16 protein-coding genes are annotated in these 20,156 nt (G+C 54.8%); 11 read left to right on the forward strand and 5 right to left on the reverse strand.

What is annotated here, in order from left to right; genetic code table 11:
* Window positions 1-293 precede the first annotated feature (293 nt).
* From glaH to VSR74_RS04795, 7 genes are all read left to right on the forward strand, one after another.
* Complete coding sequence (gene glaH / locus VSR74_RS04765) at window positions 294-1,271, forward strand: glutarate dioxygenase GlaH (RefSeq protein WP_347793646.1); 978 nt, start codon at window positions 294-296, stop codon at window positions 1,269-1,271.
* Between the two features lie 19 nt (window positions 1,272-1,290).
* A complete protein-coding gene (lhgO, locus tag VSR74_RS04770) occupies window positions 1,291-2,559 on the forward strand; it encodes an L-2-hydroxyglutarate oxidase (protein WP_347793647.1) in 1,269 nt (422 codons plus the stop codon).
* A 22-nt stretch (window positions 2,560-2,581) separates the two neighbouring features.
* Window positions 2,582-4,030 carry an NADP-dependent succinate-semialdehyde dehydrogenase gene (gene gabD, locus VSR74_RS04775; RefSeq protein WP_347793648.1) on the forward strand — a complete coding sequence of 483 codons (1,449 nt, stop codon included), beginning with the start codon at window positions 2,582-2,584 and terminating at the stop codon, window positions 4,028-4,030.
* A 13-nt stretch (window positions 4,031-4,043) separates the two neighbouring features.
* Window positions 4,044-5,327: a 4-aminobutyrate--2-oxoglutarate transaminase gene (gene gabT, locus VSR74_RS04780; RefSeq protein ID WP_347793649.1), complete on the forward strand. Its 1,284-nt coding sequence runs from the start codon at window positions 4,044-4,046 to the stop codon at window positions 5,325-5,327.
* Window positions 5,328-5,443: 116 nt separating this feature from the next.
* Window positions 5,444-6,844: a GABA permease gene (gene gabP / locus VSR74_RS04785; RefSeq protein WP_347793650.1), complete on the forward strand. Its 1,401-nt coding sequence runs from the start codon at window positions 5,444-5,446 to the stop codon at window positions 6,842-6,844.
* A gap of 46 nt (window positions 6,845-6,890) precedes the next feature.
* On the forward strand, window positions 6,891-7,571 hold the full coding sequence (csiR, locus tag VSR74_RS04790) for a DNA-binding transcriptional regulator CsiR (RefSeq protein ID WP_347793651.1): 681 nt from the start codon (window positions 6,891-6,893) through the stop codon (window positions 7,569-7,571).
* 86 nt (window positions 7,572-7,657) lie between these two features.
* Window positions 7,658-8,767, forward strand: coding sequence for an AI-2E family transporter (locus VSR74_RS04795; protein ID WP_347793652.1), 1,110 nt, complete (start codon window positions 7,658-7,660; stop codon window positions 8,765-8,767).
* A 17-nt stretch (window positions 8,768-8,784) separates the two neighbouring features.
* On the opposite strand, the gene VSR74_RS04800 is transcribed toward VSR74_RS04795, so the two are convergent.
* The 4 genes from VSR74_RS04800 to VSR74_RS04815 form a co-directional block, all read right to left on the reverse strand.
* On the reverse strand, window positions 8,785-9,096 hold the full coding sequence (locus tag VSR74_RS04800; protein ID WP_347793653.1) for an ArsR/SmtB family transcription factor: 312 nt from the start codon (window positions 9,094-9,096) through the stop codon (window positions 8,785-8,787).
* A gap of 90 nt (window positions 9,097-9,186) precedes the next feature.
* Window positions 9,187-10,314, reverse strand: a complete 1,128-nt coding sequence (locus VSR74_RS04805; RefSeq protein WP_347794355.1) for an alkene reductase — start codon at window positions 10,312-10,314, stop codon at window positions 9,187-9,189.
* Between the two features lie 225 nt (window positions 10,315-10,539).
* Complete coding sequence (gene dhaR, locus VSR74_RS04810) at window positions 10,540-12,465, reverse strand: dihydroxyacetone kinase operon transcriptional regulator DhaR (protein ID WP_347793654.1); 1,926 nt, start codon at window positions 12,463-12,465, stop codon at window positions 10,540-10,542.
* A 139-nt stretch (window positions 12,466-12,604) separates the two neighbouring features.
* Window positions 12,605-13,705, reverse strand: a complete 1,101-nt coding sequence (locus VSR74_RS04815) for a glycerol dehydrogenase (protein ID WP_347793655.1) — start codon at window positions 13,703-13,705, stop codon at window positions 12,605-12,607.
* Window positions 13,706-14,290: 585 nt separating this feature from the next.
* Between VSR74_RS04815 and dhaK the strand changes: the two genes are divergently transcribed.
* The 4 genes from dhaK (at window position 14,291) to VSR74_RS04835 (ending at window position 19,182) form a co-directional block, all read left to right on the forward strand.
* Entirely contained in the window at window positions 14,291-15,361 is a 1,071-nt protein-coding gene (dhaK, locus tag VSR74_RS04820) for a dihydroxyacetone kinase subunit DhaK (protein ID WP_347793656.1), read from the forward strand.
* Between the two features lie 11 nt (window positions 15,362-15,372).
* Window positions 15,373-16,005, forward strand: a complete 633-nt coding sequence (dhaL, locus tag VSR74_RS04825) for a dihydroxyacetone kinase subunit DhaL (protein WP_347793657.1) — start codon at window positions 15,373-15,375, stop codon at window positions 16,003-16,005.
* A gap of 14 nt (window positions 16,006-16,019) precedes the next feature.
* Window positions 16,020-17,447: a dihydroxyacetone kinase phosphoryl donor subunit DhaM gene (gene dhaM / locus VSR74_RS04830; protein WP_347793658.1), complete on the forward strand. Its 1,428-nt coding sequence runs from the start codon at window positions 16,020-16,022 to the stop codon at window positions 17,445-17,447.
* A 76-nt stretch (window positions 17,448-17,523) separates the two neighbouring features.
* Window positions 17,524-19,182 (forward strand): dihydroxyacetone kinase subunit DhaK, encoded by a 1,659-nt coding sequence (locus tag VSR74_RS04835; RefSeq protein ID WP_347793659.1) that lies wholly within the window; start codon window positions 17,524-17,526, stop codon window positions 19,180-19,182.
* Window positions 19,183-19,212: 30 nt separating this feature from the next.
* On the opposite strand, the gene VSR74_RS04840 is transcribed toward VSR74_RS04835, so the two are convergent.
* Window positions 19,213-20,148, reverse strand: coding sequence for a LysR family transcriptional regulator (locus VSR74_RS04840; RefSeq protein ID WP_347793660.1), 936 nt, complete (start codon window positions 20,146-20,148; stop codon window positions 19,213-19,215).
* Between the last annotated feature and the right edge of the window lie 8 nt (window positions 20,149-20,156).

Here is a 20,156-nt window from a genome sequence, read left to right on the forward strand (position 1 = left end):
TTACCCATCCACGAAGTGATAGCCAGCAGCATAGCGTTACCACCTGAGCCATAAAGCATTTTTACCCAATCTGAAAATACAATTGAATTCTTCACTCTTGCGCTAAGTGCGTTTGGCCACGACAGCACTTTTAACCACACAAATATCCCGTTTAATTCCTGCCGCATTTGATCACAAAAATAAAACAAATCACCTCTTTTGTGCACACTTCATGAAAATGTAGATATTTTTTACTTATGGCTACGAAATGAGCATCACGTACTCTCCCTGAAACCTCAAGAGGAACGCTTCTGATGAATGCACTGACCGCCGTACAAAACAACGCTGTCGATTCAGGCCAGGACTATAGCGGATTCACCCTCACCCCGTCGGCGCAATCCCCGCGTCTGCTGGAACTCACCTTCACCGAACAGACGACCAAACAGTTCCTCGAACAGGTTGCCGAATGGCCCGTGCAGGCGCTGGAGTACAAATCATTTCTGCGTTTTCGGGTAGGCAAAATTCTCGACGATCTGTGTGCAAATCAGCTTCAACCGTTGCTGTTGAAGACGCTGCTAAACCGTGCTGAAGGTGCGCTGTTGATCAATGCGGTGGGTGTCGATGATGTCGCGCAGGCAGATGAGATGGTGAAGCTGGCAACGGCGGTAGCGCATCTGATTGGCCGTTCCAATTTCGATGCGATGAGCGGTCAGTATTACGCGCGTTTTGTAGTGAAAAACGTCGATAACTCAGACAGCTACCTGCGCCAACCGCACCGTGTGATGGAGTTACACAACGACGGCACCTACGTCGAGGAGATAACCGATTATGTGCTGATGATGAAGATTGATGAGCAGAACATGACGGGCGGCAACTCGCTGCTGCTGCACCTGGATGACTGGGAACATCTGGATAACTACTTCAGCCACCCGCTGGCGCGTCGCCCCATGCGCTTTGCCGCCCCGCCGAGCAAGAACGTCAGCAAAGATGTTTACCATCCGGTGTTCGACGTTGACCAGCAGGGTCGTCCGGTCATGCGCTATATCGACCAGTTCGTCCAGCCGAAAGATTTTGAAGAGGGCGTCTGGTTAAGCGAGTTATCCGATGCGCTGGAAACCAGCAAAAACATCCTTTCCGTACCGGTGCCAGTGGGGAAATTCCTGTTAATTAACAACCTGTTCTGGTTGCACGGCCGTGACCGCTTTACCCCGCATCCGGATCTACGCCGGGAACTGATGCGCCAGCGCGGCTATTTCGCTTACGCCACAAACCACTACCAGACGCATCAGTAGACGCGAAGGAATTGAGCGGATGTATGATTTTGTGATTATTGGCGGCGGCATCATTGGCATGTCGACCGCTATGCAACTGATTGATGTGTATCCGGATGCCCGCATTGGGTTGCTGGAAAAAGAGCCCGGCCCGGCCTGTCACCAGACGGGCCACAACAGCGGCGTGATCCATGCTGGCGTCTATTACACCCCTGGCAGCCTGAAAGCACAGTTTTGCCTTGCCGGAAACCGCGCCACCAAAGCCTTTTGCTCGCAAAACGGCATTCGCTATGAGAGCTGTGGAAAGATGCTGGTCGCCACCTCATCTCTTGAGATGGAACGAATGCGCGCGCTCTGGGATCGCACGGCGGCCAATGGCCTCGAGCGCGAGTGGCTGAGTGCCGAAGCGCTGCACGAGCGGGAGCCGAATATCACCGGGCTGGGCGGCATTTTTGTGCCTTCCAGCGGTATCGTCAGCTACCGGGAAGTCACCGCCGCCATGGCGAAAATCTTTCAGGCCAAAGGCGGTGAGATTATCTATAACGCGGAAGTCAGCGCGCTGGAAGAACACGCGGCAGGCGTGATCGTGCGTACCCGCCAGGGGCAGGAGTATGAAGCGTCAACGCTGATTAGCTGTTCCGGGCTGATGGCCGACAGGCTGGTGAAAATGCTCGGCATCGAGCCGGGTTTTATCATCTGCCCGTTCCGCGGCGAGTATTTCCGCCTCGCGCCGCAGCATAACCAGATAGTCAACCACCTTATCTACCCTGTTCCCGACCCGGCGATGCCTTTTCTTGGCGTACATCTCACTCGCATGATCGACGGGAGCGTCACCGTCGGGCCAAACGCCGTGCTGGCCTTCAAACGCGAAGGCTACCGCAAGCGCGATTTTTCGTTGAGCGACACGCTGGAGATCCTCGGTTCTTCCGGTATTCGCCGGGTGCTGCAAAACCATCTACGCTCAGGATTGGGCGAGATGAAAAACTCGCTATGCAAAAGCGGCTATCTGCGGCTGGTGCAAAAGTACTGTCCTGGGCTCTCTTTAAGCGATCTCCAGCCCTGGCCCGCCGGTGTGCGGGCGCAGGCGGTGTCGCCAGACGGCAAGCTTATCGACGATTTTCTCTTTGTCACCACGCCCCGCACGATCCACACCTGCAATGCGCCCTCTCCGGCTGCGACATCAGCAATTCCTATTGGTGCGCACATTGTCAGCAAGGTACAAACGCTGTTGGCAAGCCAGAGCAACCCAGGACGCACGCTGCGAGCGGCACGTAGTGTGGATGCCTTACACGCCGCATTTAATCAATAACCTTTGAAAACAGGACGTCACTATGCAACTTAACGACAGTAACTTATTCCGTCAGCAGGCATTGATTAACGGGAAATGGCGCAATGCCGACAATGGCGAGGTCATCGCGGTGACAAACCCCGCGAGCGGTGAACAACTGGGCAGCGTGCCGAAAATGGGTAGCGATGAAACTCGCGCCGCCATTGAAGCCGCCAATAATGCGCTTCCCGCCTGGCGAGCGCTGACCGCCAAAGAGCGCGCCAATATTTTACGAACCTGGTTCAACCTGATGATGGAGCACCAGGACGATTTAGCCCGCCTGATGACGCTGGAACAGGGTAAACCGCTGGCGGAAGCCAAAGGTGAAATCAGCTACGCCGCCTCTTTTATCGAGTGGTTTGCCGAAGAAGGCAAGCGCATCTACGGCGACACCATTCCTGGCCACCAGGCCGATAAACGTCTGATTGTGATTAAGCAGCCTATCGGCGTCACCGCCGCCATCACACCGTGGAACTTCCCGGCGGCGATGATCACCCGCAAGGCAGGCCCGGCGCTGGCGGCAGGTTGCACGATGGTGCTGAAGCCGGCAAGCCAGACGCCATTTTCCGCACTGGCTCTGGCTGAACTGGCGAACCGGGCGGGGATCCCGGCTGGCGTCTTTAACGTCGTCACCGGCTCGGCAAGCGCCGTGGGTAACGAACTGACCAGCAACCCGCTGGTGCGTAAGCTGTCATTCACCGGATCGACCGGGATTGGCCGTCAGTTGATGGAACAGTGCGCAAAAGACATCAAAAAAGTGTCGCTGGAGCTGGGCGGCAACGCGCCGTTTATTGTTTTTGACGATGCCGACCTCGATAAAGCGGTAGAGGGGGCGCTGGCCTCAAAATTCCGCAACGCCGGGCAAACCTGCGTTTGCGCCAACCGCTTGTACGTGCAGGACGGTGTTTACGAACGCTTTGCCGAAAAACTGCAACAGGCGGTAAGCAAACTGCAAATTGGCGACGGGCTGAAAAATGGCGTCACCATCGGGCCGCTGATCGATGAAAAAGCGGTCGCCAAAGTCGAAGAACATATTACTGACGCGCTGGAAAAAGGGGCGCGCGTGCTGTCAGGCGGTAAAGCGCATGAACTCGGCGGCAATTTCTTCCAGCCCACCATTCTGGTGGATGTTCCCAGGGATGCCAAAGTGGCTAAAGAAGAGACCTTCGGCCCACTGGCTCCCCTGTTCCGCTTTAAAGATGAGGCCGATGTCATTGCCCAGGCCAACGACACCGAGTTTGGCCTTGCCGCCTATTTTTACGCCCGCGATTTAAGCCGCGTTTTCCGCGTCGGCGAGGCGCTGGAGTACGGCATTGTCGGCATCAACACCGGCATCATTTCTAATGAAGTGGCCCCGTTCGGCGGAATTAAAGCCTCCGGTCTGGGTCGGGAAGGCTCGAAATACGGCATCGAAGATTATTTAGAAATCAAATACATGTGTATCGGTCTTTAACTGGAGAAAGCGAATGAGCAGCAATAAAGCGTTAATGCAGCGCCGTAGTCAGGCCGTTCCCCGTGGCGTGGGTCAGATCCACCCTATTTTCGCCGACCGCGCGGAAAACTGCCGCGTCTGGGACGTTGAAGGCCGCGAATACCTTGATTTTGCGGGCGGAATTGCCGTGCTGAACACCGGTCATCTGCATCCGCAGATTGTTTCTGCGGTGGAAGTGCAACTGAAAAAGCTGTCGCACACCTGCTTCCAGGTGCTGGCCTATGAGCCGTATCTGGAACTGTGCGAAGTGATGAACCAGAAAATACCCGGTGATTTCGCTAAAAAAACGCTGCTGGTGACAACCGGTTCCGAAGCGGTGGAAAACGCCGTGAAAATCGCCCGCGCCGCCACCAAACGCAGCGGAACTATCGCCTTTAGCGGAGCCTATCACGGCCGTACCCACTACACCCTGGCGTTAACCGGCAAGGTCAACCCTTATTCCGCCGGAATGGGGCTAATGCCAGGACATGTCTATCGCGCCCTTTACCCCTGTGCACTGCACGGCATCAGCGAAGACGATGCAATCGCCAGCATCCATCGCATCTTCAAAAACGATGCCGCCCCGGAAGATATCGCTGCCATCGTCATTGAACCGGTACAGGGCGAAGGCGGCTTTTACGCCGCGACGCCAGCTTTTATGCAACGCCTGCGCACGCTGTGCGACGAATACGGGATCATGCTGATAGCCGATGAAGTTCAGAGCGGCGCGGGACGAACCGGTACGCTGTTTGCTATGGAACAGATGGGCGTGGCGCCCGATCTCACGACCTTCGCTAAATCGATTGCGGGCGGTTTCCCGCTGGCGGGCGTTACCGGACGCTCCGAAGTCATGGACGCGGTACCGCCGGGCGGCCTTGGCGGCACCTACGCCGGAAACCCGATCGCCTGCGTTGCGGCGCTGGAAGTGCTGAAGATTTTTGAGCAGGAAAATCTGCTGCAAAAAGCCAATGACCTGGGGCAGAAACTGAAAGACGGCCTGCTGGCGATTGCCGAAAAACACCCTGAGATCGGCGATGTTCGCGGGCTGGGGGCGATGATCGCCATTGAGCTATTTGAAGACGGCGATCATCACAAACCTGACGCCAGACTAACCGCCGACATCGTGGCGCGCGCCCGCGATAAAGGGCTGATTTTGCTCTCCTGCGGCCCGTACTACAACGTGCTGCGCATTCTGGTGCCGCTGACTATCGATGACGCGCAAATCCGCCAGGGGCTCGGGATCATCGCCGAGTGTTTTGATGAGGCGAAATCGCATTAACCGACCGCATTAACAGAGCGGTTCTTCGACTTAAAAACCAATAACAACGATACGCGTGCCCCGACACCGCAACGTCGGGGCGCTCTCCGGGTGACACACTTTCGAGAGGTTTCAGGATGGGGCAATTATCGCAATCGCAGGGTTTAGGCGGCGGGCTGAAGTCACGCCACGTGACTATGTTGTCTATCGCCGGGGTTATCGGCGCAAGTTTATTTGTTGGCTCAAGCGTCGCTATCGCCGAAGCGGGCCCGGCAGTATTACTGGCCTATCTTTTCGCCGGTTTACTGGTGGTGATGATTATGCGAATGCTGGCGGAGATGGCCGTCGCCACACCCGATACGGGATCGTTTTCCACTTACGCCGATAAAGCCATTGGCCGCTGGGCGGGATATACCATTGGCTGGCTCTACTGGTGGTTTTGGGTGCTGGTTATTCCACTGGAAGCCAATATCGCGGCAATCATTCTTCATTCGTGGGTACCCGGAATGCCTGTCTGGGCATTTTCGCTGGTGATAACCCTGGCATTAACCGGCAGTAATTTGCTGAGCGTCAAAAACTACGGGGAATTTGAGTTCTGGCTGGCGCTGTGCAAAGTGATTGCCATTCTGGCCTTTATCGCGCTCGGCGCGGCGGCCATCAGCGGTTTTTATCCCTACGCGGAAGTGAGCGGTATCTCCAGGCTGTGGGACAGCGGCGGCTTTATGCCAAACGGATTTGGCGCTGTATTGAGCGCAATGTTGATTACGATGTTCTCCTTCATGGGCGCGGAGATTGTCACCATTGCCGCCGCAGAGTCCGACACGCCGGACAAACATATTGTACGGGCGACCAATTCCGTTATCTGGCGTATTTCCATCTTCTATTTATGCTCGATCTTTGTCGTCGTGGCGTTAATACCGTGGAATATGCCGGGGCTGAAAACGGTGGGCTCTTATCGCTCGGTGCTGGAATTACTGAATATTCCGTATGCGAAGCTCATTATGGATTGTGTGATATTGCTGTCGGTAACAAGCTGCCTGAACTCGGCGCTGTATACCGCATCAAGGATGCTCTATTCCCTGAGCCGTCGCGGCGATGCCCCTGCGGTAATGGGTAAAACCAACCGCAGCAAAACGCCTTATGTCGCCGTATTGCTCTCCACCGGAGCGGCATTCTTAACCGTGGTGGTCAATTATTACGCACCGGCGAAAGTGTTTAAATTCCTGATTGATAGTTCCGGCGCAATCGCCTTGCTGGTGTATCTGGTGATTGCCGTTTCACAGTTGCGGATGCGCAAAATTTTGCAGGCTGAAGGCGGCGAAATTCGGCTGCGGATGTGGCTTTATCCCTGGCTCACCTGGCTTGTGATTGGCTTTATTATTTTCGTACTGGTGGTTATGTTATTCCGCCCGGCGCAGCAGCTAGAGGTTATTTCAACCGGGTTATTAGCAATAGGGATAATCTGCACCGTCCCCATTATGTCGCGTTGGAAAAAACTGGTATTGTGGCAAAAAGCGCCACTACAAAATACCCGATAGCGTATTCTCCCGGCATGAGCCGGGATTTTTGCACAGGAGCAAGGCCATGACCGCCATTCCTCAACCCACGGCCATTGATGGCTACCGCTGGCTGAAAAACGATATTATTCGCGGCGTTTATCAACCTGATGAAAAATTGCGTATGAGCCTGCTGACCTCACGCTACGGCCTTGGCGTAGGGCCGCTGCGTGAAGCCCTTTCACAGCTTGTCGCGGAAAGGCTGGTCACTGTGGTCAATCAGAAAGGCTATAACGTCGCCCCGATGTCTGAACAGGAGCTGCTCGATATCTTCGACGCCCGTGCCAATATGGAAGCGATGCTGGTGCGCCTGGCCATTGAGCGAGGTGATGATGCCTGGGAAGCGGAGATCCTCGCGCGAGCCCACATGCTCAGCAAACTGGAAGCCAGCAATGCCAGTGAAAATATGCTTGATGAGTGGGATCGTCGGCATCAGGCTTTTCATACGGCAATCGTGACCGGGTGCGGTTCCCACTATCTGCTGCAAATGCGCGAAAGGCTGTTCGACCTGGCGGCGCGCTACCGTTTTATCTGGCTACGCAGAACCGTGTTGTCCGTTGAAATGCTGGAGGATAAACACCACCAGCATAAGAAACTGACGGAGGTTATCCTGGCCCGTGACGCCGCGCGCGCCAGTGAATTAATGCGCCAGCACCTGCTGACACCGATTCCGGTTATTCAGCAGGCAATGTCGATGCACATTAGCTGACGTGACGACAACATAAATATAACGGGTTGGTAAATCCGCTGAGCGGTTCTATAGTCGATAGAGATTTTCAGCAACAGGATTTACTCATGCGATTTAATGGACTGACTAAAGGTTTCTTTCTCTTCATTCTTGCCCTTGTCACCTGGGCCTTCTTCGATGTGTTATCGCCCTATTTTTCCGCCATTTTATGGGCGGCGGTATTAACCGTTATTTTTTATCCGGTGAAAAACAAATTACGTCTTGCCCTGGGCGATCGCAATGGAATGGCCTCGTTGTTAACGCTGGCCATTATCTGCCTGATTGTCTTTATCCCTTTAATGGTCATTCTGTCGTCGCTCGCCTTCGAGCTGAACGTGGTGTACAGCAAACTCCAGCAGAACAACACACAATTCCCGGAAGTGGTCGCCACCCTGTTTTCGCATCTCCCCGACTGGGCGCGTGGATTCCTGACGGAACACAACCTGGATGACGCAGCGCAAATCCAGAAAAAGCTCTCCGAGGCGGCATTACAGGGCGGGCAATACCTTGCCGGCAGCGCCTTCCTGATTGGGAAAGGCACCTTCGGCTTTGCCATCAGTTTTGGCATCATGCTTTATCTGCTCTTTTTCCTGCTGAAAGATGGGCCGTATCTGGTAAACCAGATTCTGCACTCCCTGCCGCTGTCGGATTTTGTAAAACAGCATCTGTTTGCCAAATTCGTCGGCGTCACCCGGGCGACAGTAAAAGGCACCGCTGTGGTTGCCATTGTCCAGGGGGCGCTGGGCGGTATCGCCTTTGCCATCGTCGGGATTGATGGCAGTATTCTGTGGGGCGCATTGATGGCGTTTCTGTCGCTGGTGCCCGCCGTGGGCTCGGCAATCGTCTGGGTACCTGCCGCAATTTTCCTCTTCGCCACGCATCAGCTTTGGCAAGGGCTGTTTATTGTCGGATTCTTCGTGATTATCGTAGGCCTGGTGGACAACATTCTGCGCCCGCTGCTGGTGGGGAAAGATACCAAAATGCCGGATTATCTGATCCTGATAACCACCCTCGGCGGCATGGAGATTTACGGCATTAATGGCTTCGTCATCGGCCCGTTGATTGCGGCACTGTTCCTCGCAAGCTGGAATCTCTTCTCAGGGCGGGATCATGAAGGCAACGCAGAAGAACTCGACGAGGCCTTTATCGAAGAGGGGAAAAACCAGACGGAACTGTAATTCGCCGTTGAGGCGTTTTACAGTGACTCTTCCAGTGCGGCAAGAAACCGGGCGATGACTTGCTCATTGCGCTTGTAGTATGTCCAGGTGGCAACCTTCTTGCTGGTCAGCAGCCCTGCTTTTTGCAGTTTGCTGAGGTGCGAGGAGATTGTCGGCTGCGACAGCGCCGTTTTATCCTGGATAAAACTGGCGCATACGCCATCCTGCTGAGGATCCAGCAGATGCGGATACCCGGCAAAGTTACCGGCCGGGTCGCGCAACCAGTGCAGGATCTCCCGGCGTGTCGGGTTGGAAATCGCTTTCAGAATATCGTCAGTATTTAGCGGCATCAGGCTGGCTACGGCAATGAATGTGAGCTGTACATTAGGGAGAGCGCCTGTAAAAGTCAATGCGGGCGACCATCGCCGCCCGCATAACCCTTACCTGGCAAGATATTCCGGGTAATCCGTATAGCCCGCGACGCCACCGCCAAACAGGGTGTTGCGGTCTGCCGGATTTAGCGGCCAGTTATGCGCAATTCTGGCCGGCAAATCCGGGTTTGCAATAAACGTGCGGCCAAAACCGAACAAATCGCCAAGCCCGGCCTTCAGCATGCGATTCGCTTTCTCTGCGGTATATTTTCCTGCGTACATCAGCACACCCTGGTAAGTTTCACGCAGCGCTTCGCAGAAGTGTGTCGGCAGATCCGGGGCGTTATCCCAGTCAGCTTCAGCAATAGACAGGTAGGCAATACCCAGTTGGTTGAGCTGTTTTGCCGCTTCGATATAGGTGGTAAACGGGTCAGGCTCCACCAGACCGAGATAGACACGATCTTCCGCAGTGCTTTCAAACAGCGGCGCGAAACGCACCCCAACGCGATCTTTACCCGCCACATCAATAACCGCCTGAGTCACTTCACGAAGGAAGCGCAGGCGATTATCAAGGGAGCCGCCGTAAATATCGTCACGCTGATTGGTATGCACCGACATAAATTGATTAATCAGATATCCGTTTGCCGCATGCAGTTCGACGCCATCAAAACCTGCCGCCATGGCGTTACGGGCAGCAGCGGCATATAGCGCAACCAGTTCCCGAACTTCATCAGTGCTCAGTGCGCGCGGAGCCGACGGTTCCGCCAGCGCACCAGTACCCGGCCCGGTTTCGATAAACACTTTAACATTAGTCGCCGGAATGGCAGACGGCGCGACCGGCATCCCTTCTCCGGGCTGAAGTGAAGTATGAGACACACGGCCAACATGCCACAGTTGCGCAAAAATTACGCCCCCTCGCTGGTGCACCCGTTCGGTCACTTTTTTCCAGCCAGCAATCTGCTCCGGTGTGTAAATACCCGGCGTCCAGGCATAGCCCTGACCGCGTGGCTCGATCTGCGTCCCTTCGCTGACCATAAATCCCGCGCTGCTTCGCTGGGCATAATATTCCGCCATAAGATCGTTGGCGATGTTACCTGGCTGGCTGCTGCGGGAGCGGGTCAGCGGCGGGAGGGCGATGCGATTTTTTAAGGTGAAGGCACCCAGTTTTAACGGGGTGAAAAGTGCGGCATTTTCCATTACGTATTCCATATAGCGAGATTCCTGAGCGAGCAACATTGCCCGCCAGTGATGGAATACAGAGTAAGCCCAACATCGAAACATTGCAATATTTATATGTTTCGATATTCAAATAAAGATGACTCAGCGCATCGATACGCTAACCCGGTGGCGACCGCATTGCGCGGGCTCTCAGTAACTCGAAGGCGCATTTGCACGTCGCAGAGTGCTTGCCTGAAGCGCCTGTCAATCCTGGTGCCGATGCTTAAACTGGCTGGCATCAATATCAAACTGCTTCATTTTTCGCCAAAGCGTAGTGCGGCCAATATTCAGCAGATGGGACATCTCCTGTACGCGCCCGCCGGTTACTCTGGCGGCGTGAATAATCGCTTCCTTCTCTATGGCCGAAATACTCATACTGGCAGGCATGAGCGCACTGTTTGTCGTCACCGCAGGGTGCTCACTGAACAGCCAACCAGGCAGATTACTCAACCTGATATGCCCATGCTCGCTGCTGATGGCAATATTTTCAACGATACTGTTCAGCTCGAAATCATTTCCCGGCCAGGAGTACGCCACCAGATGTGCCAGCGCATCGTCATCCACTTTCAGCCGGGATGAAAAACGCCGCTCCAGGGTACGCAACCGGCTATGTACCAATGCGGGGATACTGTTACGCCGTTCACGCAACGGTGGAATGCTGATTTCAAACGAATGCAAAGCATAATAGAGCTGGCGACTAAAGCGGTTTTGCTCCACCAGATTTCCCAGATCCGTGGTCGTTGTGGCGATCACTTTAACGTCGACCGGTATCAGCCGCCGCGCATCTAAACGTGTCACCACCCCCTGCTTAATCACCTGAAGCAAGATGGATTGTAGCTCCGGTGCCAGATATTCAATCTTCTCCAGAAACAGTGTTCCGCCCGTTGCCAGTTCAAGACGACTTAAACGCCCATTTTCTTCTTCCGTCGCACTGCTGCCCATAAAATCTACTCCAGGGGCATTATCAGCATACAATTGACAGTTCACGGCGATAAATGGCCCGGCGGCTCGCTCGCTTTCGTTATGAATGGCCTGGGCGATTAACTCCTTGCCAACCCCTTCCTCCCCGCACATCAGTACCGGGAAATTACCCCGGGCCGCCTGACGGCCAAAGTGAATCAACCGGCGGGTTTCCGCATCGTCCGCAGACATCTGAGAAAAAGTATGGCTGACCTTACCCAGTTGGCTTGTCATCAACTGCCGCATCTGTTCTACGGGATGCAATAGCAGAATGAAGCTGGTTCCCTGGGCTTCGACAATCGGTTTCAGAGTGATGACCGCATCAACAAACTGGTGCTGGCTCTCGAACGTGACCTCTGCGTGACTCAAGGATCGCGCCTGTTTAACGGCGCGTCGCAGCAGTGCTGGTAGCGTGACCAGATCGTTAATATTTTTCCCCTGACATGTCTGAGCGTCCAGATGTAATAACCGCGCCGCCTGAGGGTTGAGAAACTGCAATATTCCCTGCTCATTCCACGCCATCACCCCGTCGTCCATACTTTCGAGCAGGCCGTACATTTGGTTGAGATGGCGGTTGGACTCCGCCAGCAAACTATCCGTGAGCAACGAATTGCCGACCTCTCTGGCCATCGCCAGAGTCAGCGAAAGATCGGCCACTCCCGACTCTTCTGCCCGGCAACACAGGGCAATGGAGCCAAATAACCGACCGTTGTTATCAAATATGGGGGTGGAACAGAATGCCCACGGGAATAACGCCTGTTTAAAATGCTGTTCACCCAGGGTTTTTACCGGCTGTCCCATCATTGAGGCTAAAGACAAGGAACAGGTGCCGATGATGCTCTCAGCGCAGTAACTGCCCGCATGGAAACCCAGTAAATCCAGATCTTCAAGAGTCTCCGGGTGGCCGCAACGGCTGAGAATACAGGCGGACTCATCCAGAATAAACAGGGCACACGGCCGACCATCCATATACTCCCACGCATCCTCCAGCGCAGCCTGACCAATCGTTAACAGCGTGGTCTTGCGTCGGCTAATCGACTGAAACGTCACCCCCTGAGCCTGATGCGGCGTGCTCCAGGCTTCACGTTTCATCATCTTCCCGCAGCGGTGCCAGGACTGGGCAATAAACGACGTCAGCGCCTGCTCAACGTGCTCGTTTTGCATGGTCATAACCGATATAACCCCCTTCTTTACGTGCCTGAAAAAGAACATCCATAAAAACAACAACCCCTGGCGCCGTCACCGCAGAACCAGGGGAAAACCACAACGCAGGTGGTACGCTGACCGGATTAACGGCCAGCGGAAATGTTTAGTGAGCCGCCAGCCACTGAGCGCCCAGGCGATCGGCCGTCAGAATCGCGCCATAAACGCTCTCCGGGCTCACCGGGAAAGGCATGTTGTGGATAGTTTCGCCTTCCGCGCAGGTCGCCTTCGCCACGGCGAGAATTTTCTCTTCGATGCCCTCTTTAACGCCCATCTCAGACAGCGTCATCGGCAAACCGACTTTCTGGCAGAAATTGAGTACCGTTTCAATTTCATCCATCGGGCTGTTTTGCAGCACCAGTTGAGCCAGCGTTCCGAAAGCGACTTTTTCCCCGTGGTACAGATGGTGACACTCTTCAAGGATAGTGAAACCATTATGGATAGCGTGAGCCGCCGCCAGGCCACTACTTTCGAAGCCAATACCGCTCAGATAGGTATTCGCTTCCACAATACGTTCCAGTGCGGGGGTGACGACCCCGGCTTCGGCGGCCAGGCGCGCTTTTTCGCCTTCTGCCAGCAAGGTGTCGTAACACAAACGGGCAAGACTCAGCGCCGCCGCCGTAGATTGCCCCCCAGCCATGCTAACCGCCCGTGCGTCGTAGCAGGCTTTAGCTTCAAACCAGGTTGAAAGCGCATCCCCCATACCAGAAACCAGCAAACGCACAGGGGCTTTGGCGATAATCGCTGTATCCATCACCACCATATCGGGGTTTTTCGGGTAGATAAGATACTCTTCAAACTCACCCGCTTCGGTATAGATGACCGACAGCGCACTGGTTGGCGCATCCGTAGACGCAATGGTCGGAATAACCACCACCGGCAGTTTATGGTAATAACCAATGGCTTTTGCCGTATCGAGGGTTTTCCCGCCGCCGATCCCAACCACGCCTTTGCAGCCTTTCTGTTGTGCAATCGCGCCAAGGCGATTGATTTCTGCATGGCTGCATTCACCATTAAAACGTTCAGCATGACAACTGATCCCGTTTTCATGCAGGCCATTCAGTACTTTGTCACCGGCCAGTTTCATAACAAAATCATCAGCAATCACAAAAAAACTGTCCGCCAGATTTTTTGCATATTGACCGAACAACGCTGATGCATCAGGCCCCTGAAGATATTTTGCCGGAGATTGAATAACTTGTAGCATTCTCTACACCCTCACATTGCACTCGTTTCTATGATGACGCCGGACAGCGCTCACTCATGCGTTATTCAATGAGTGGTTAAGCGCGACCGACGCGGTAGCACTCACTTTAGAGCGGGTATAGAACAAAAAAATGCTTCACCTTTTCGTTTCACAACGGAACGAAATTTCAGAGGCAACGTTTCATAACGAAACATTAATGGCGACAATATATCAGGTTTGCGATCCCCGTCGGTATGACCTTCACATTACTCCCCGACAAATAATTCTGCCTCTCCACTATTTTGACCACCATCTCGCCAAAATAAACGTTTCTCCCCCTTCAGCATGCTCCGTTCAGCCGCAGAGACGTGGCTAAAAATATTGTCCGGCGTCTCAGTTTCACCGGCAATTCATTAATTACGTTCCATTACGAAACATTTTTTCCTGATGATGTTCCGACATGAAACCAAAATTCCCAGGGATTTTCTTTTTTACCCACCAGGGGAGAATCTCTTCATCGGTCGTGATAGTGGATACGTCACTACCCAACCGAACCCCTACACCGGGCCCTCATGTGGCCCTGTTATATCCAGCGGAGTACGAATAATGAAAAAACTGATTAACCGTGTGGAAGATGTACTGACAGAACAACTCGCCGGGTTGGCGAAAGCCCACCCGGAACTGAAACTGCACCAGGATCCGGTCTATGTCACGCGGGCAGATGCCCCGGTGACGGGTAAAGTTGCCCTGCTCTCCGGCGGCGGCAGTGGTCATGAACCGATGCACTGCGGGTTTATTGGTAAGGGGATGCTAAGTGGCGCGTGTCCTGGTGAAATATTTACCTCGCCGACGCCGGATAAAATGTTTGAGTGCGCAATGCATATTGATGGCGGCGAAGGGGTACTGTTGATTATCAAAAACTATACCGGCGATATCCTGAATTTCGAAACCGCAACCGAACTACTGCACGAAAGCGGCATAAAAGTCACCACGGTTGTGGTCGATGATGACGTCGCCGTAAAAGACAGCCTGTATACCGCCGGTCGGCGCGGAGTAGCCAATACCGTGTTGATTGAGAAACTGGTCGGTGCGGCGGCTGAACGAGGCGATACCCTGGACGCCTGCGCCGCTCTGGGTCGCAGGCTCAATAACCAGGGCCACTCTATCGGGATTGCACTCGGCGCATGTACCGTTCCTGCCGCCGGAAAACCGTCGTTCGAACTCAGTGAGAATGAAATGGAGTTTGGCGTGGGGATCCACGGAGAACCGGGTATTGACCGACGTCCATTCACCTCACTGGATGATACCGTTGACGCCATGTTCAGCACCCTGCTGGAGAATGGTAATTACAGCCGCACGTTGCGCCAGTGGGATCCTGTCAATGGAAACTGGCAGGAAGTCGTACAGACAAAACAGCCATTACAGAAAGGGGATCAGGTCATTGCGATGGTCAATAATCTCGGCGCAACCCCACTTTCGGAACTCTATGGCGTCTATAACCGCCTTGAAACGCTGTGCGATACCGCAGGAATAACGATTGCGCGCAACCTGATCGGCTCCTGGTGCACATCGCTTGATATGTCCGGCTTTTCTATCACGTTGCTGAAAGCCGATACGGATACCCTCGCCCTGTGGGATGCGCCGGTTCACACCCCATCCTTTAACTGGGGTCACTAAGGAGACCTGCTATGTCATTGAACAAAAATAATATTGTCGACTGGCTCTACCGTTGCGGCGATATTTTTACCACCCAATGCGATTTTCTTACCGGCCTGGACAGAGAGATTGGCGATGCCGATCACGGCCTGAATATGCACCGGGGCTTTGACAAAGTCGTGGAAAAGCTGCCTTCCATTGCCGACAAAGACATTGGATTTATTTTAAAGAACACGGGCATGGTGCTGCTTTCCAACGTCGGTGGCGCCAGCGGCCCTCTGTTAGGTACCTTTTTTATCCGGGCAGCCCAGGTGACTCAGGCGCGTCAGAATCTCAACGTCGATGAGCTTTATTTGATGATCCGCGAAGGTGCGGATGGCGTGGTGAGCCGGGGTAAAGCAGAACGCGGTGACAAAACGATGTGTGACGTCTGGCTACCGGTTGCCGAGTCGCTTCGTCAGGCCAGCGAACAACATTTATCCATGATAGCCGCGCTGGAAGCAGCCTGCGAAGTCGCACAGCAGTCCGCGCAATCCACCATCACCATGCAGGCACGTAAAGGCCGTGCCAGCTATCTGGGGGAACGCAGTATCGGCCATCAGGATCCAGGAGCAACGTCGGCGCTGTTTATGGTGCAAATGCTGCTGGCTGCGGCTAAAGCGTAATAGAGGATAAGGCGATGGTAAACCTGGTAATTGTGTCGCACAGTGCCCAGCTGGGTCAGGGCGTTGGAGAACTGGCTCGCCAGATGTTAAGAGACGATCGCTGTAAACTGGCTATCGCCGCTGGCATTGATGATCCCACGAATCCTATCGGCACAGACCCAATAAAAGTAATGGAAGCGATCCTCTCCGTGGCGGACGCGGATGCCATTCTGGTATTGATGGATATCGGTAGCGCGCTGCTGAGCGCCGAAACCGCGCTCGACCTGCTGGACGCAGACATTGCCGCACGCGTTCATTTATGTCCGGCCCCACTGGTGGAAGGCGCGCTGGCCGCCACGGTCAGCGCCGCCAGCGGTGCGAGTATCGATAAGGTGATTGAAGACGCGCAAAGTGCTTTACAGGCAAAGCGTATCCAGCTCGGTTTTCCTCTGTATGAGGAGCGCCAGAATGCGGACTCGTTGGAAGTGAGTGACGAGAGTGACGCGCAGGCGCAGTCCGTTACGGTTGAGATTAATAACCCGAACGGCCTGCACGTTCGCCCTGCCGCCCGGTTGATTGCAGGTCTCAGCGGGTTTGATGCTGCGCTGCTACTGGAAAAAGAGGGGAAATGCGTAAAACCAGATAGCATCAATCAAATTGCCCTGTTAAAGGTACGCTGCCACGATCGGGTGCGCCTGATTGCCAAAGGCTCTCAGGCCGCAGAAGCGCTGGCGGCTTTTCAGGCGCTGGCAGCGGATAATTTTGGCGAACGCGGGCATACAGAAACGCTGCCAGAAAGCGCGCACGCCTCCCGGACAAAAGCCAGCGGCCAGGTACTGCACTACCGGCCCGTTCATTATTCATTTGATGACATCCCCGAGGGTACGCAGGATAACGAATGTCGTCGTCTGAAAATAGCGGTGAGCCATACTCTGGACGATCTCATTAGCCTGACTCACCTGGCGGCAGAAAAATATACGGACGATATCGCCGCTATTTTCTCTGGTCAGCATACCCTGCTCGACGATCCCGAGCTGTTGAAAAGCGTCGGTGAGCGATTACGCCAGCAGAAATGCAGCGCCGAGCGAGCCTGGCAACAGACCATGATGGCTCTCAGCCAGCAGTACCGCGAACTGGATGATGACTACTTGCAGGCGCGTTATATCGATGTGGAAGACATCATGCACCGCACGCTGGGGCATCTGACAGATACCCCCGATAACGTCCCCTGCCTGCATCACCGCACGATCCTTATCGCGGACGATATTTACCCATCGGTGGTATTGCAACTGGACGCGGGCAACGCCGCCGCTATCTGCCTGCGTCACGGCAGCCCATTAGCCCACGGCGCGATCATCGCCAGAGAAGCCGGTATTCCCTGGCTGTGCCAACAGGGTGATGCCTTTGATGCGCCTCACGATGGCGACTTGCTCACGTTAGACCGTCTGGATACCAGACAGTAACGCTCCGTTTACTCCCTGACACGCGCTGCGCAGCTCGCTGTGCAGACGTGCCACACCTTAAGCTCAGGAAACTGTTATGTCGCAATTTTTCTATAACCAACGCGAAAACCTCGTTAATGACGCAATTGAAGGGGCGATCGTCGCCAGCCCATGGAATAACCTCGCCCGACTGGACACAGACCCTGCAATCCGCATTGTCGTCCGTCGCGATCTGGACAAATCCCGGGTAGCGGTGATCTCCGGGGGTGGTGCCGGACACGAACCGGCCCATATCGGTTTTGTCGGAAAAGGGATGCTCACAGCGGCAGTGTGCGGCGATTTATTCGCTTCCCCAAGCGTTGATGCGGTGCTAACGGCAATTCAGGCCGTGACTGGCGACGCAGGCTGCCTGCTTATCGTTAAAAACTACACCGGAGACCGTCTGAACTTTGGCCTGGCAGCGGAAAAAGCCCGCCGCATGGGTTACAAAGTGGAAATGGTGATTGTTGGCGATGATATCTCTCTGCCTGATAACAAACACCCACGGGGGATTGCCGGCACCATCCTGATCCACAAAGTCGCAGGCTATTTCGCGGAAACCGGCAGTAACCTGGATACGGTCGCTCGCGAAGCCCGGATGGCAATGGCGCGGGTATTCAGCATCGGAGTGGCTATCTCAAGCTGCCATCTGCCAGCCAATCCGCAGGATAACGTTCGTCATCATCCTGGCCAGGCGGAGCTGGGGATGGGGATCCACGGCGAGCCTGGCGCCATCGTGGTTAACACACAAAACAGCGCCGAAATCGTGCGCCTGATGGTCGATAAAATCATCGCCGTACTACCGGATACCGGCCGACTGATGGTGATGCTCAATAATCTGGGCGGGGTATCCGTCACCGAAATGGCGATAATCACCCGAGAGCTGACATCCGGCCCGCTGGCCACGCGTACCGAATGGTTAACCGGCCCCGCGCCACTGGTTAGCGCCCTGGATATGAAAGGTTTTTCCATTACCGTCATGGTCATGGAAGAAGGCATTGAAAAAGCGTTGCTTTCAGAGGTGAAAACCGCAGGCTGGCTGCCGCCGGTGCGCCTTCGTCAGCAGGCAACGATGCCCTGCGAAATCAAAAGCGCCAGGGTCGCCTTTACACCTTCAGAAAATGCGCAGGTCGGGCACTGCGTCGACACGATTACCGCGACACTGTCAGGGCTGGAAAGCGAACTCAATGCCCTTGACGCCAAAGTGGGCGATGGCGATACCGGCTCCACCTTTGCAGCCGGGGCTCGCGAAATCGCCAGGCTGCTGCGACAGCATCAACTCCCGCTGGCTGAACTGGATACGCTGTGTGCGCTGACGGGAGAACGCTTAACGGTCGTGATGGGTGGCTCAAGCGGTGTGCTGATGTCCATCTTCTTTACGGCAGCAGGTCAGGCCATTCATGAAGGAAAATCGCTGGTCACTGCATTGCAGTCAGGCCTTGCGCAAATGAAATTTTACGGCGGCGCAGACCTTGGCGATCGCACGCTGATAGATGCGCTACAGCCCGCGCTGGAGTCGCTGGCACAGCAGCCAGGGGATCTGGATGCCGCATACCGTGCGGCCCAGGCCGGAGCGGATGCCACCAGCCAGGCCACCAAAGCCAACGCGGGACGTGCATCCTATCTGAACAGTGAAAGCCTGGCGGGCAATATGGATCCTGGTGCTCACGCGGTAGCCTGTGTATTTAAAGCCCTGGCGCAAACGACAGCGGAGTGATCAGTTATGCATCCAGAATGGCGCTCAGGCTCATTCTGGATGATAACCCAGGTAATTTTCAGTTTTATCTTTCTCGACCTCATCGACTATCCCGGCCACTCGTTCTGCGAGGAACGATAATAAGACCCGGGTGACAGCGCTATTTTGCCGATGTCTGGGATAGAGCGCGCTGAGCGTCAGCGGCGGTGGCGAATCCTCCGCCAATATCTGCACCAGCGTCCCCTGCCGCAGCGACTCTTCCACAATAAATGCTGGCAGAAGCGCCACGCCAACACCCGCTTCTGCGGCATCACGGATCACTTCGCCATTGTTGCTGCTAAGACTTCCCCGCACCGCAAATGTGTTCACTGTACCATCTGATTTTAATTTCCAGCCCACCTGGCCTTCACGCCCGTATAACAGGCAGTTGTGGCGGATAAGATCGGCACCAGAGCGAGGAGCGCCGTGGGTCTTAAGATAGTCCGGGCTGGCACAGACCACCATCGCCAGTTTCCCCAGACAGCGGGCAATCAGCGTGGAGTCCATCAGGTTGCCAATGCGCAGCACCATATCGTAGCCCTCCCCCACCACATCGACGTAATGATCACTCATATCGATATGTATCGACAGCTCCGGGTGCGCGGTCTGAAATTCAACAACCAAAGGAGCCAGCCGGCGGACGCCATAGATCATCGGCAGGCTAATACGATAGGAACCGGTTAGCTTTTGCTGGCGGGAGGAGATGACCTGTTCGGCTTCATGTACCTCTTCCAGGATGCGCTGCGCGTGGTGGAAAAAGACCTGCCCCGTATCCGTCACCGACAGCTTGCGGGTATTGCGTACCAGCAGACGAGCGGCGACTTTTTTTTCCAGCGCCGCCACTCTTCGGCTGACATATTGTTTCGACAACTGCAGATGCTCCGCCGCTGCCGTAAAACTTCCCATATTCACGATGGTTACAAAAATCCGGATATCTTCTAACTGCATGCTTTCAC

Source organism: Pseudocitrobacter cyperus (assembly GCF_039889165.1).
GTDB lineage: Bacteria > Pseudomonadota > Gammaproteobacteria > Enterobacterales > Enterobacteriaceae > Pseudocitrobacter > Pseudocitrobacter cyperus.